Source organism: Arthrobacter gallicola (assembly GCF_014836775.1).
Lineage (GTDB): Bacteria > Actinomycetota > Actinomycetes > Actinomycetales > Micrococcaceae > Arthrobacter_B > Arthrobacter_B gallicola.
The window spans coordinates 478,185-490,242 of the sequence record NZ_JACSQD010000001.1 but is presented as its reverse complement, the minus strand read 5'-3'; the positions used below and the strand labels follow the sequence as shown (position 1 = coordinate 490,242).

The window sequence follows — 12,058 nt, the reverse complement described above, 5'->3', positions numbered from 1 at the left end:
AAGTGAAATGCTACTTCTTGCCGCCGAAGCCCTTGAAGCGTGCGTTGAAGCGCTCGACGCGGCCTGCGGAGTCCATGATGCGCTGCTTGCCCGTGTAGAACGGGTGCGATGCGGAGGAGATTTCCACCTCGATCAGCGGGTAGGTGTTGCCGTCTTCCCACTCAATGGTCTTGGAGGAGGAGGCCGTGGAGTTGGTCAGGAACGCGGTGTCCGAAGCGAGGTCGCGGAAGACTACCGGGGCGTACTTGGGGTGGATATCAGACTTCACAGTAATACCTTCTTTAGGTGACTGGATTTTGCCAGGCACAATGGGTGTCAAAAAATAAAAGACTTCACAAGCTCTGATGGCCTGCTGGCCAACACTCAATCTTAGCGTAAACGGGCTTCCAGCCGTTAACCATCCTCCCAGCCGGTCACGGAAGCGCGGACCGAAGAGTGGATGCCGCGCGTTGTACCCGTGTATTCGATGAACAGCGGGCGGTAGAGGTCGTCCAGCAGCAGCACCAGGGACCCGGCGAATCCACCTGGTTCGGATGCTTCGATAACGGCCGTCAGTTTGGTGACCGGCACCCCGTTGTGCTCCGCACCGTATTCGGGCAGGGCCGGCCGGGCTGTATCCAGCAGGTTCCGCAGGCGGTCCGGATTTGCTGTGAGTTCCGCTGCGTCTACCAGGACAGCCGCGTAGGCTTCCTCGGCCCCGCCGTCAGCGTCGGCTTCCACGGCTGCGTCTTTGGTACGCAGGGTACGGGACGTCCCGTCTACGGAGATTTCCAGATTCCCGTCCTGACTGCCCAGCTCCATGCTGAAGGCGGGAGCGGTCTGAAATTCCATACTGTAGGTACCCGGCGGGAGCCAGCTCGCCGTCGTCGTCAGTTTCTGCCGGGCGCCGCCCCCGGCCACCATGGCGGCTGAGACGCATGACCCTGCGTCCGGAAACGGAGCGGTGTCCCCGCGAAGCAGCCACTGACAGGCCGCTTGAACGTCGGCTGCCATGCCTGCCTGCGCTCCGCTGACACCCACCTGCAGCGGCGGGGACGACGGCGCGGATTTCGGTTCCGGTTCCGCGGTCCGCACGTGCACCCTGCCAGGAACAGCGGGAGCAGACGCTGAGGCCGACGCGTCCTGCGTGGCCTGGCGGGCTTCGAACTGCTCTGCTGTCGGTCCGCAGGCCGCCGCCGCCGGCAGCAGCACCGCCGCCAGGCACAGCGCAGCTATCCGCTGGCGCTGGAACGGGTGGACGCGTCTGGCCATGAAACGACCCCGGGAGTCAGTGGAAGGTGCTTCGTGCACCGACAGTGTCGCACCGGGCCGCCAGGAACAGAAGGGTATTCCCGAGCTAGAAAACGCGGCACTCCCAGAAGGCGACAGCACTTGCCGCCGCGACGTTCAGGGAGTCCACTCCCCCCTGCATCGGGATGCGGACCGTGAGGTCAACCTCGGCCAGCGTGCTGCGGGAAAGGCCGTCCCCCTCGGTTCCCAGTACCAGCGCCAGCCGGTCATGGCGCTGCGCCCCCAGCTCCTGGAGCGTCAGTGAATCCTCTTCCAGCGCCAGCGCAGCGGTGGTGAACCCTGCCTGGCGCAGATCGGTAAGTGCACCGGGCCAGTCCCGCAGCCGCAGCCAGGGCACCTGGAACACGGTTCCCATGCTCACCCGGATGGCGCGGCGGTACAGCGGATCGGCGCACTGCGGGCTCACCAGGACCGCGTCAACACCCAACGCTGCGGCTGACCGGAAGATCGCACCGATGTTGGTGTGGTCCACGATGTCCTCCAACACGGCAACCCGGCGGGCAGCTGCCAGGACGGGCCCCAGCTCCAGCGGTGCGGGCCGGTGCATGGCGGCAAGTGCTCCGCGGTGCAGATGGAATCCGGTGATTGCTTCGAGGACAGCCGGCGATCCTACGTAGGCCGGTACGTCGGGGAACGCATCCAGGACGTCCTGCAGGTCCGGAAGCCACTTATCCGCCAGGAAGAAGGAACGTGGCACATGGCCGGCTTCAATCGCGCGCCGCAGCACCTTGGAAGACTCCGCGATATACATACCCTCGGCGGGCTCCCGGAGCCGGCGCAGAGACGTATCGGTCAGCCGGGTGTAATCGGAGACGCGGGGATCGTCGGCGGACTCCAGGCGGTGGAGACTCATCCGAACACCATGACCCAAAGAGCCACGAGGCCCAGGAGAACGATGACTGTCCGCAGCACCACCGGGGAGAGACGGCGTCCGACTGCCGCACCCACGAATCCGCCGATCAGGGAGCTGACGGCGATGAGGGCAACCACGGGCCAGACGATGCGGTCGAAGGCAAAGATGACGTAGGACGTCGCTGCCACGATATTCACGCCCAGCACCAGGATGTTCTTCATGGCGTTGGCGTTCTGCATAGTGCCGTGCAGGAAGATGCCCAGGATGCCGACCAGCAGAATCCCCTGCGCTGCCACGAAATAGCCGCCGTAAACTCCGGCCAGGTAGACCAGGGCAATCAGGACCCAGGAATGGCCTGAACGTGCGGGCTCATCCTCCGCTTCCTGCGCCCGGGCGGCGCGGGCCCGGACCCAGGACTGCAGCTTCGGCTGGAAAATGACGAAGCACAGGGCCAGGACAATCAGATACGGTGCCACCGTGCCGAACACTGCTTCGGGCAGGTGAAGCAGCAGCCAGGCCCCCGTGATTCCGCCGAGGATCGACGCCGGCAGCAGACGGAGCAGCGTGCCTTTGAGGCCTGCCAGCTCGCGCCGGTAGCCCCACGAGCCGGCCATGTTTCCGGCCACAAGACCCATGGCGTTGCTGATGGTTGCGGTGACCGGCGCGTAGCCCAGCGCGACGAGCACGGGAAAGGTAACCAGCGTGCCGGATCCGACAATGGCGTTGATGGTCCCGGCCCAGAGCCCGGCGAAGAAGATCAGGGCATCGTGGAGCAGCCCAGCGGAGGACATGATCATGGGGCCCGGTGGTCCTAGCGCCGGGCAGTCGCGGTGTAGCGTCCTGACGCGTCGCGCTGGACTGCGAGGGGAAGATCAAACGCCGTGCTGAGGTTCTCCTGCGTGAAGACGGCTTCGATCGGGCCGGCAGCCACGACGGTGCCTTCGCGCAGCAGCAGGGCATGCGTGAAACCAGGCGGGACTTCCTCAAGATGGTGGGTCACCAGGACCATGGCCGGAGCGTCTTCGTCAGCAGCCAGGTTGGCCAGGCGCTGCACCAGGTCCTCCCGGCCGGCCAGGTCCAGTCCGGCGGCGGGCTCATCCAGGAGCAGCAGCTCCGGGTCAGTCATCAAGGCCCGGGCGATCTGCACGCGCTTGCGCTCCCCCTCGCTGAGTGAGGCGAAGGGGCGGTTGATGAACGTGGACATACCCCAGTCGTGCAGCAGGCGGAAGGCACGGCGCTCATCGAGCTTGTCGTACTTCTCGCGCCAGCGCCCGGTCATGCCGTAAGCGGCAGTGAGGACAACGTTCAGCACGGTTTCATGCTCAGGAATCTGGTTGGCGAGGGACGCCGAAGCCAGTCCGATCCGGGGGCGCAGCTCAAAGACGTCAACGGCACCGAGGATCTCTTCCAGGATGCCGGCCATGCCCCGCGTGGGGTGCATACGCCCACCGGCGATCTGCAGCAGCGTGGTTTTGCCGGCGCCGTTGGGTCCCATGATGACCCACCGCTCACCTTCCCTGACCTGCCAGTCGACGCCGTCCAAAAGGGTTTTTCCGCCCCGGACGACACTTACTCCGGCAAATTCAAGAACATCACTCATAGCAGTAGACACTAGGCTAAAGAAAGGCGGGTTGGCGAAACGCTACGCCGCCGCGCCGTCGTGCCGTTCACCGGCAGGCCGGCAAACAGTGCACCTTCAGGACTACCCGCAGAACGGAACCCGCATGCCCCCCGAAAGCTTCCCGGAATTCAGTGTTGTCAGCTATGGGCGGGAGCTTGCCGATGACTACCTCGGCCACGTGCAGCAGTCCGTGACAAATCTCGGCGCGAGGATCCTGGAGCTGGAAAACGCGGACGGCGACGGATATACCGTTTCCAAGCTCTTTGTCTCCTATGGCGGCGGCCTGGAAGCCCTGCGGTCTGCGGTGTCCGCCGCGGCCGCCGCCGCCCTGGAGGGCGGCGCAGCGCCGGCGCAGAGCACAGTGGTGCCGTCCTCGCTCTTGGAGCCGGCCCGGAAGCTGCTGGTCATGGACGTCGATTCGACCCTGATCAAGCAGGAAGTGATTGAACTCCTCGCCGCGCATGCCGGCCGGGAAGCCGAGGTGGCGGCGGTGACTGAGGCTGCGATGCGCGGCGAACTGGACTTTGCCCAGAGCCTGCACGAACGGGTGAAGACCCTGGCCGGGCTCCCCGCATCCGTGATCGATGAGGTCGGGGCGCGGATCGAGCTGTCCGACGGCGCAGAAATCCTGGTCCGCGAATTCCTCGCTGCCGGGCACGCCGTCGCGGTTGTCTCCGGCGGGTTCAACCAGGTCCTTGCACCGCTGGCCGAGAAGCTCCAGCTGACCTTCGCCCGCGCCAACGAGCTGGGAATTGAGAACGGTCTTCTGACCGGCGAGGTGACCGGCGAAGTTGTGGACCGCGCGGTCAAGGCCCGCTCACTGCGGGAATGGGCCGCCGGCACCGGCATCAAGGAAGCGCACACCATTGCCGTGGGTGACGGCGCCAATGACCTGGATATGCTGGCCGCAGCGGCACTCGGTGTGGCGTTCAACGCCAAACCGGCCGTACAGGCCGCCGCAGATTCTGTGCTGAACCTGCCCAACCTGGATGTGGTCCGGCACTTCGTGAAGCTTTAGGGAAGTTCCTGTCCCGCCGGCACCCGGCCAGCCCCCCGGCGGCGTTCAAGCCACCGGGAGACTGGCCGGGGCTGTATATCAGGCGCTGAGGTAATCCTGGCCGCCGATGTACTCGGTGTGGCCGGTGGGGACGTCTGCCATGACCATGCGGGCCACTTCGGCGGCGAACTCTTCAACGGAGTAAAGCCGCCCGGCTTCTTCCCGGCGTGCTTCGATGGCTCCCGGATTGGCACGGTCCAGCAGGGTTGCGGTGACGGTTCCTTCGATCATGTCGCCGGAAACCACCACCAGGGAAATGCCCTTCTCTTCCAGCGCGGGAACCATGGCCCGCAGGGCGTCTTCCCCGGCGCGCTTGCTGCGGGCCACCGGCTCGTATTCGGGCATGGTCGGCACGGTGTTGATGAAGTGTGCCTGGTGGCTGGTGACGAACACCACGCGGGATCCGGGCTTCATGGCTTCCGCGGCGGCTGTGAGCATATTCACCTGCGCGTCACGGTTCAGTTTCAGTGCGTAGTCCTCACCCAGTCCGGTTTCCATGCCGCCTGAGGCATTCAGGACCAGGATGTCCACTCCGCCGAAGGCCTCACGGGCCGCGTCCACCAGGGCTGCCGGACCCTCCGGGGAGGTGAGATCGGCGCCAACCGCGACGGCCCGGCCGCCGGCGGCCTCGATGCCCGCCACCACCTTGTTGGCCCGGGGAGCCTTCTGCCGGTAGTTCACGACGACGGCGGCTCCGGCGCCGGCAAGCAGCTTCGCTACCTCGGCTCCGATACCGCGGGAAGAACCGGTAACAATCGCGGCTTTGCCATCAAGCTGGCCCATGAAAACTCCTCTTTGTGGAAAGTAGCTAAAAGTAGCTGAGAAATGTGACTCTGCAAACCATCCTGCCAGCCGGACTGGCAGGCAGCGTTAGTGGATTCCTCCAAGGAATCCCTCCGCGCCAGGGTGCAGAGCTAGTGGCCCATCCCGAGGCCGCCGTCGACCGGGATGACGGCACCGGAAATGTAACCGGCCTCCGGGCCGGCGATCCACCGGACAACCCCGGCGACTTCCTCCGGATCGGCGAACCGCCCGGCGGGGATCGAGGACAGGTAGCTCTTGCGGGTGTCTTCCGGCAGGGCCTGCGTCATATCCGTGTCGATGAAGCCCGGCGCCACCACGTTCGCCGTGATGTTCCGTGACCCAAGCTCACGCGTCAGGGACCGGGCGATGCCGATCAGGCCTGCCTTGGACGCGGCGTAGTTGACCTGGCCCGGGGAACCGTAAAGGCCCACAACGGAGGAAATCAGCACGACCCGCCCACGCCGGAGCTTCAGCATCCCCTTGGAGGCCCGCTTGACCACCCGGAAGGCGCCGGTCAGGTTCGTATCCACCACATCGGTGAAATCGTCTTCACTCATGCGCAGCAGAAGGGTGTCGCGGGTGATGCCGGCGTTGGCGACCAGGACTTCCACTGGACCGTGGGTGGCTTCGACCTCGGTAAAGGCGGCATCGACGGAAGCCATGTCCGTAACGTCTGCCTTGACCCCGAGCATGCCCTCGGGAACGTCTCCGCTGCGGTAGGTGATGGCTACCCGGTCCCCCGCTTCCAGGAAGGCCTTGGCAATGGCCAGGCCAATGCCGCGGTTGCCGCCCGTCACAAGGACGCTTCGGCCGGCTGGTGTCTGGGGATCGTTCTGCACGCAAAATTCCTTACGCTGGAGTGAGGTGGGTAAGTTCCGATCCTATCGGCGCCCGGGTCAACTTCAAGAACACCGCGGGCAGTGAGATAATGAGAGAACCTGTTTGGAGAATCATGAAAAAGGCTACCCGCCGCGGCGGCCACATCCCGCGGATTACGGATGCCCCCACGGCCCACACTGACGAGATGCATGCGCGCATGGTCAAGTACACCGTGTCCATGAGCATCCGCCTCGTGTGTCTTTTCCTGCTCTTTTTCGTCCACGGCTGGATGATGTGGGTGTTGATTGCCGGGGCCGTCGTCCTGCCATGGTTCGCCGTCGTCATTGCCAACGGCGGCAGTGATACCCGGAACCTGGAGGGCTCCGATTCCGCCTACCAGGAAGCGCCCCGGCCTCAGCTTGAGGCGCGGCCGGCGCAGGACTCCGCCGAAACTACGGTCCTCCACGGGGAAATTATCGACGACGACGGCCAGATCGGCCGGGGCAAGGCAGAACCGGACGCATGAACCTGCTTGACCAGTTATCCGGCGGTGCCGCCTCCGAGGACCGTGCCCGCTGTTCCCGTAAAGGCTGCCGCGCGGACGCCGCCTGGCAGCTGCTGTGGAACAATCCCCGGATCCACACTCCCGAGCGCAGGAAGATCTGGCTTGCCTGTGGGGAACACCGCGCCTGGCTCGAAGAGTACCTGCAGGTCCGGTCCCTCTGGAAAGAGACGCTTCCCATGGGCACGGCTACCGAAAGCGACACGCGATAAATGTATAAGTTCCTCCTGTCCAGCCGCTGGCTCGGCTGGTTCGCCCTCGTCTGTGCGCTGGCTGCGGTCTGCGCCTACCTTGGCACCTGGCAGCTGGAGCGCCGCGACGCCATCCGCGAGGACATTGGATGGGTCGAAGCCAACTATTCGGCCGAACCGGTGCCGTTCGAGGAAGCCGCCGGCTACTTCCAGGAGTTTGATCCCTCAGCCGAGTGGCTGCCCGTGGAGCTGACCGGGTCCTACGACACCGCGAACCAGCGGATTGTCCGCAACCGGCCCCTGAACGGCCGGCCCGGATACGAGGTCCTGGTGCCGCTGAAGCTCCAGGACGGAACCGCCGTCGTCATCAACCGCGGGTGGCTGCCGATCGGCGACAATGAAGCCGGCTGGCCGGATGAAGTTCCCGAGGCCCCGGCCGGGGAAGTCACGGTGACCGCCCGGCTGAAGCCCGCCGAGCCCGCCCTGCTCCGCGGGGCGCCCGAAGGGCAGCTGGCTTCCATCGATCTCACTGAATATGAACGCCAGACCGGCTATCCGCTCCAGACGGCAGCGTACGGTCTGATGGACACGGAGGACCCAGAGCCGCAGACACGTCCGCAGGCAGCACCGAAACCCTCCGTGGACGAAGGCCCGCATCTCTCCTATGCCATGCAGTGGTATGCGTTCGGGCTGCTCTTTTTCGTGGGGCTGGGCTATGCGGCCCGCCAGGAAGCCTGGAACCGGATCGAATCCGGTGAGGACGAAGACTGGGATGACGAAGAGGACTGGGACGACGACGGCGAGCCCGTCCACTCCGCCGCGCGCGTCCCCAGGCGTACCCGGCCGGTCCGGAAGCGCAGGAACCCCACCGGCGAGGAAGAGGAAGACGCGATCCTCGACGCCCAGGGGTTCTAGGCGGGTCTCCCAGGCCGGGTCCAGGATCCGGCCACGCTCCACCTCCAGGCTTGCCCGGACAACGCGGAAGGCCGCCGGATTCCCAAGGGAACCCGGCGGCCTTCCGTCTATCGGTCCGAAGTTAGGCCAGGGTGACCAGGTCCAGGTAGTCCTCGTTCCAGTGATCCTCGTCGCCGTCCGGCAACAGCACCACGCGCTCCGGGTTCAGTGCCGACACGGCACCTTCATCGTGGCTGACCATGACCACGGCGCCGGAATAGTTGCTCAGTGCGCCCAGGATCTCCGCGCGGGAGGCCGGGTCCAGGTTGTTCGTCGGCTCATCCAGGAGCAGGACATTGGCGGAGGACGCCACAATGGTAGCCAGCGCCAGACGGGTCTTTTCGCCACCGGAGAGGACGCCGGCAGGCTTGTTCACATCGTCACCGCTGAACATGAAGGAACCCAGCACGCTGCGGACCTCGGCGTCATCCATATCCGGTGCCGATGAGCGCATGTTTTCCAGGACTGTGCGTTCGGTATCCAGGGTTTCGTGCTCCTGGGCGTAGTAACCGACCTTGAGTCCGTGGCCCGGAATGATCCGGCCCGTATCCGGCTTGTCCACCCCCGCGAGCATCCGCAGCAAAGTGGTCTTGCCGGCACCGTTCAAGCCCAGGATAACCACCTTGGAACCGCGGTCGATGGCGAGGTCCACATCGGTGAAGATCTCCAGCGACCCGTAGCTCTTGCTGAGTCCCTCGGCCATCATGGGCGTTTTTCCGCAGGGCGCGGGATCCGGGAACCGGAGTGCGGCAACACGGTCCGAGGCGCGGACGGCGTCCAGCCCGCTCATCAGCCGGTCCACGCGCTTGAGCATGCTCTGCGCGGCAGAGGCACCCGATGCGCGGGCCTTCATCTTGTTTGCCTGGGCCAGCAGGACGCCGGCCTTCTTCTCGGTATTGGCACGTTCACGCTTGCGGGCCCGCTCGTCGGTCTCGCGCTGGACCTTGTACCGCTTCCAGTCCATGTTGTAGATATCGATGGTGGCCCGGTTGGCGTCCAGGCTGAAGACCTTGTTCACCGTTGCTTCCAGCAGTTCGGTGTCGTGGCTGATGACGATCAGGCCGCCGGTGTGGTTCTTCAGGAACTCGCGCAGCCAGGCGATGGAGTCCGCGTCGAGGTGGTTGGTCGGTTCGTCAAGAAGCATGGTCTCGGCGTCGGAGTACAGGATCCGGGCGAGCTCCACTCGGCGGCGCTGGCCGCCGGAAAGAGTCTTGAGCGGCTGGTTCAGCAGCCGGTCCGGAAGAGCCAGATTCGCGCAGATGGTCGCGGCTTCTGACTCTGCGGAGTACCCGCCGGCCGCGAGGAACTCAGCCTCGAGCCGGTCGTAGCGGTTCATGGCCTTCTGCGAAATCTTCGGATCATCGCTGGCCATTTCGTCCTGGCACTTCTTGAGCTGTGCCACGACCTTGTCCAGGCCGCGGGCCGAGAGGATACGGTCCCGGCCGAGCTGTTCCATGTCCGGCGTCCGCGGGTCCTGCGGAAGGTAGCCGATGTCTCCGGTGCGCTTGATGTGTCCGTTGGCGGGAAGCGCTTCGCCGGCGAGGACCTTGGTCAGGGTGGTCTTGCCGGCGCCGTTGCGCCCGACGAGCCCGATTTTGTCTCCCTTGTCCACACGGAATGAGACCGCTTCCATGAGCAGGCGTGCACCGGCACGAAGCTCGAGATCAGATACGGCAATCACTAAGGAGGACCTTTCGAAGGGGGTGGGGTTGTGAAGAAAGCTGCCCGGGCAGCCTTTCAAGTCTACCGGTCTCAGACGGTTTGTAGGAACCCGACAAACGAAATGGCGGCCGCGCGCCGCTACGCTCGGAAATGTCAACGCTCTTGCGTATCGGCTGACATCACATCTTGTAGGACCCCAACGAAACGAGCCAATATGTCCGCAGTATCAGATCCCGCGGTCAAGCGTCCCCGCCGTACCGCGTGGACGGCCACTGACCTTTCCTACATTGCCGTCTTTGCTGCGCTCACGGCCGCTTTTTCCCTGCTGCCGGGGATTCCGCTGGCCGCAGGCGTCCCCATTACCCTCCAGACGCTGGCGGTTATGCTCGCCGGGCTGATCCTGGGACCGCTGCGCGGAGCAGCGGCTGTGGGGCTCTATCTCGTGGCCGGGCTGGCAGGGCTTCCGGTCTTCAGCGGCTTCAGCGGGGGCCTCGGAGTGCTGGCCGGTCCCTCTGCCGGATACCTGCTCTCCTTTCCCCTGGCCGCGCTGGTAGCCGGGCTGCTGTCCCGCGCCGCGCTGCGCCGGGTCCGCAGGGCCAGGTTCGCTGCCCTGTTCGGTGCCGGTCTGGCGACGAGCTTTCTGGTCATCCATCCGCTCGGCATTGCCGGCATGATGCTCAATGCAAAACTTCCCTTCGGCGCAGCGGTGGCAGCTGACATGGCTTTCTGGCCCGGCGACATCATCAAGAACCTGGCAGCGGCCGCCGTGGCCGTCAGCGTGTTTGCGGCGTTCCCCCGGCTGCTGCCCAGCCGTCCGGTCCCGGCCGCACACTGATGCCAACACTCGCTTTTACCGGTGCCTGCGTTCTGGCGGAGGACCGTGCAGCCGGAACGCAGGCTGAGGTCCGCACCATCCTGCACCCCTTCACCCTGGAACTCACCGAGCGCCGGGTGGCAGTGATCGGTGCCAACGGTTCGGGTAAATCGACGTTCCTGCGCCTGATCAACGGCCTGTTGCTCCCCTCCAGCGGAAGCGTCAGCGTGGACGGCGCGGACACCGCGAAACAGGGCTCCCGGGTACGCCGCCGCGTGGGGTTTGTCTTCACGGATCCGCTTTCCCAGCTGGTGATGCCCACGGGCCGGGACGACGTCGAACTCTCCCTGCGCCGCAGCATCCGTGACCCGCAGGCCCGGCGGGCGGCGGCGGAGGAACGCCTGGCCTCACTGGGACTGCTGGAGCTGGCGGACCGCAGCATCTACGATCTCTCCGGCGGTGAACGGCAGCTGATGGCCCTGGCAACGGTCCTGGCCGTGGAACCCGCGGTGCTGGTGGCGGATGAACCCAGCACCCTGCTGGACCTGCGGAACACCGCCCGGCTGCGCCGGATGCTCGCCGCACTCCCCCAGCAGGTCGTTTACACAACCCATGACCTGGATTTCGCGGCGGATGCCGACCGCGTGCTGGTTATCGACGACGGCCGGATTGTCTGCGATGCCGGTCCCGACGAAGCCATCGCCCGTTACCGGACCCTGGCACTGGGCGTTCGATGAGGGGCGGTGCAGGAGCATGAGAAACCGGGACGCCTTGCTCGGCGCCTATGTGGCAGCAGACTCGCCCGTGCACCGGGCGCCGCTGGCGCTGAAGTCGGCCGCCGTCGTCGTGCTGTCTGTGCTGACGCTGGCCGCGGCGAGCCTGCCGGTGAGCGCTGCTGCAGCGGTCCTGATCGTTGCGGCCTATGCGGGCGCACGGCTGCTCCGCCAGCTGCTGACTCCGCTGGCGGTGATGTGGCCGGTCCTGGTGCTGATCGCCGGATTCCAGGTCTGGAGTGCCGGCGTGGCCGCTGCAGTGCTCACAGCCGGGAACATCCTGATCTGTGTCGCGGCAGCCAGGCTGCTGATCCTCACCGTGCCGGTACCCGAGCTGCTGGACGGGGTGGTGTCGCTGGTACGGCCTCTGAAGGTGTTCGGAGCGGATCCGGAACGATTCGGCCTGGCTCTGGCACTGATGGTCCGCAGTTTGCCCTACCTGCTTGGTTCAGCCGCGGATGTGCGGGCATCGGCCAAGGCGCGGGGGCTGGAGCGGAACCTGCGGGCGCAGGCTGTCCCGGTGGTGATCCGGGCGGTGGCCTATGCGCAGCAGACCGGGGAGGCGCTGGCCGCTCGCGGTATCGGAGATGCCGGGGAACCGGAGGAAACCGGGGACCCGGACGGCCGTTAAGCGGGCATGCAGAAGGGGGGGGCCCCC

15 protein-coding genes are annotated in these 12,058 nt (G+C 65.7%); 7 read left to right on the top strand and 8 right to left on the bottom strand.

Features of this window, described 5'->3' with window-relative positions; translation table 11 throughout:
* Window positions 1-10 precede the first annotated feature (10 nt).
* From H9639_RS02200 to H9639_RS02180, 5 genes are all read right to left on the bottom strand, one after another.
* Window positions 11-268, bottom strand: coding sequence for a type B 50S ribosomal protein L31 (locus tag H9639_RS02200; RefSeq protein ID WP_066297878.1), 258 nt, complete (start codon window positions 266-268; stop codon window positions 11-13).
* 125 nt (window positions 269-393) lie between these two features.
* Entirely contained in the window at window positions 394-1,251 is an 858-nt protein-coding gene (locus tag H9639_RS02195) for a hypothetical protein (protein ID WP_191806491.1), read from the bottom strand.
* 85 nt (window positions 1,252-1,336) lie between these two features.
* Window positions 1,337-2,143 (bottom strand): TrmH family RNA methyltransferase, encoded by an 807-nt coding sequence (locus H9639_RS02190; protein WP_191806490.1) that lies wholly within the window; start codon window positions 2,141-2,143, stop codon window positions 1,337-1,339.
* A complete protein-coding gene (locus H9639_RS02185) occupies window positions 2,140-2,940 on the bottom strand; it encodes a sulfite exporter TauE/SafE family protein (protein WP_225219059.1) in 801 nt (266 codons plus the stop codon). The genes H9639_RS02190 and H9639_RS02185 overlap by 4 nt, the downstream gene beginning before the upstream one ends.
* 14 nt (window positions 2,941-2,954) lie before the next feature.
* A complete protein-coding gene (locus H9639_RS02180; protein WP_191806489.1) occupies window positions 2,955-3,743 on the bottom strand; it encodes an ABC transporter ATP-binding protein in 789 nt (262 codons plus the stop codon).
* 124 nt (window positions 3,744-3,867) lie between these two features.
* Between H9639_RS02180 and serB the strand changes: the two genes are divergently transcribed.
* Window positions 3,868-4,782: a phosphoserine phosphatase SerB gene (gene serB / locus H9639_RS02175; RefSeq protein ID WP_191806488.1), complete on the top strand. Its 915-nt coding sequence runs from the start codon at window positions 3,868-3,870 to the stop codon at window positions 4,780-4,782.
* Between the two features lie 78 nt (window positions 4,783-4,860).
* Here serB and H9639_RS02170 read toward each other — a convergent pair whose 3' ends face one another.
* Together H9639_RS02170 and fabG are read right to left on the bottom strand one after the other, a co-directional pair.
* Window positions 4,861-5,604 (bottom strand): SDR family oxidoreductase, encoded by a 744-nt coding sequence (locus tag H9639_RS02170; protein WP_191806487.1) that lies wholly within the window; start codon window positions 5,602-5,604, stop codon window positions 4,861-4,863.
* 131 nt (window positions 5,605-5,735) lie between these two features.
* Window positions 5,736-6,464, bottom strand: a complete 729-nt coding sequence (gene fabG, locus H9639_RS02165) for a beta-ketoacyl-ACP reductase (RefSeq protein ID WP_191806486.1) — start codon at window positions 6,462-6,464, stop codon at window positions 5,736-5,738.
* A 113-nt stretch (window positions 6,465-6,577) separates the two neighbouring features.
* Between fabG and H9639_RS02160 the strand changes: the two genes are divergently transcribed.
* Genes H9639_RS02160 through H9639_RS02150 form a run of 3 tightly spaced genes read left to right on the top strand, consistent with a single transcriptional unit; the run spans window position 6,578 to window position 8,112 of the window.
* On the top strand, window positions 6,578-6,970 hold the full coding sequence (locus H9639_RS02160; protein ID WP_225219058.1) for a DUF3099 domain-containing protein: 393 nt from the start codon (window positions 6,578-6,580) through the stop codon (window positions 6,968-6,970).
* A complete protein-coding gene (locus H9639_RS02155) occupies window positions 6,967-7,218 on the top strand; it encodes a hypothetical protein (RefSeq protein WP_191806484.1) in 252 nt (83 codons plus the stop codon). The genes H9639_RS02160 and H9639_RS02155 overlap by 4 nt, the downstream gene beginning before the upstream one ends.
* Window positions 7,219-8,112 carry an SURF1 family cytochrome oxidase biogenesis protein gene (locus H9639_RS02150; protein ID WP_191806483.1) on the top strand — a complete coding sequence of 298 codons (894 nt, stop codon included), beginning with the start codon at window positions 7,219-7,221 and terminating at the stop codon, window positions 8,110-8,112.
* 121 nt (window positions 8,113-8,233) lie between these two features.
* Here the strand turns inward: H9639_RS02150 and H9639_RS02145 are convergent, their stop codons facing one another.
* On the bottom strand, window positions 8,234-9,832 hold the full coding sequence (locus H9639_RS02145; protein WP_191806482.1) for an ABC-F family ATP-binding cassette domain-containing protein: 1,599 nt from the start codon (window positions 9,830-9,832) through the stop codon (window positions 8,234-8,236).
* 195 nt (window positions 9,833-10,027) lie between these two features.
* Here H9639_RS02145 and H9639_RS02140 point away from each other — a divergent pair, with 195 nt between their 5' ends.
* Genes H9639_RS02140 through H9639_RS02130 form a run of 3 tightly spaced genes read left to right on the top strand, consistent with a single transcriptional unit; the run spans window position 10,028 to window position 12,031 of the window.
* A complete protein-coding gene (locus H9639_RS02140) occupies window positions 10,028-10,648 on the top strand; it encodes a biotin transporter BioY (RefSeq protein ID WP_191806481.1) in 621 nt (206 codons plus the stop codon).
* The gene (locus H9639_RS02135) at window positions 10,648-11,364 is read left to right on the top strand and encodes an energy-coupling factor ABC transporter ATP-binding protein (protein ID WP_191806480.1); all 717 of its coding nucleotides are present in this window, start codon (window positions 10,648-10,650) and stop codon (window positions 11,362-11,364) included. The genes H9639_RS02140 and H9639_RS02135 overlap by 1 nt, the downstream gene beginning before the upstream one ends.
* A gap of 16 nt (window positions 11,365-11,380) precedes the next feature.
* Complete coding sequence (locus H9639_RS02130; RefSeq protein ID WP_191806479.1) at window positions 11,381-12,031, top strand: energy-coupling factor transporter transmembrane component T family protein; 651 nt, start codon at window positions 11,381-11,383, stop codon at window positions 12,029-12,031.
* Window positions 12,032-12,058 lie beyond the last annotated feature (27 nt).

Excerpts from the sequence above, each read along its gene's own strand:
- H9639_RS02150 (WP_191806483.1), top strand. The coding sequence starts at position 7,219 with ATGTATAAGTTCCTCCTGTCCAGCCGCTGGCTCGGCTGGTTCGCCCTC.
- H9639_RS02170 (WP_191806487.1), bottom strand. The coding sequence starts at position 5,604 with ATGGGCCAGCTTGATGGCAAAGCCGCGATTGTTACCGGTTCTTCCCGC.
- H9639_RS02185 (WP_225219059.1), bottom strand. The coding sequence starts at position 2,940 with ATGATCATGTCCTCCGCTGGGCTGCTCCACGATGCCCTGATCTTCTTC.
- H9639_RS02135 (WP_191806480.1), top strand. The coding sequence starts at position 10,648 with ATGCCAACACTCGCTTTTACCGGTGCCTGCGTTCTGGCGGAGGACCGT.
- H9639_RS02130 (WP_191806479.1), top strand. The coding sequence starts at position 11,381 with ATGAGAAACCGGGACGCCTTGCTCGGCGCCTATGTGGCAGCAGACTCG.
- H9639_RS02140 (WP_191806481.1), top strand. The coding sequence starts at position 10,028 with ATGTCCGCAGTATCAGATCCCGCGGTCAAGCGTCCCCGCCGTACCGCG.
- H9639_RS02190 (WP_191806490.1), bottom strand. The coding sequence starts at position 2,143 with ATGAGTCTCCACCGCCTGGAGTCCGCCGACGATCCCCGCGTCTCCGAT.
- H9639_RS02160 (WP_225219058.1), top strand. The coding sequence starts at position 6,578 with ATGAAAAAGGCTACCCGCCGCGGCGGCCACATCCCGCGGATTACGGAT.
- H9639_RS02155 (WP_191806484.1), top strand. The coding sequence starts at position 6,967 with ATGAACCTGCTTGACCAGTTATCCGGCGGTGCCGCCTCCGAGGACCGT.
- H9639_RS02195 (WP_191806491.1), bottom strand. The coding sequence starts at position 1,251 with ATGGCCAGACGCGTCCACCCGTTCCAGCGCCAGCGGATAGCTGCGCTG.
- serB (WP_191806488.1), top strand. The coding sequence starts at position 3,868 with ATGCCCCCCGAAAGCTTCCCGGAATTCAGTGTTGTCAGCTATGGGCGG.
- H9639_RS02180 (WP_191806489.1), bottom strand. The coding sequence starts at position 3,743 with ATGAGTGATGTTCTTGAATTTGCCGGAGTAAGTGTCGTCCGGGGCGGA.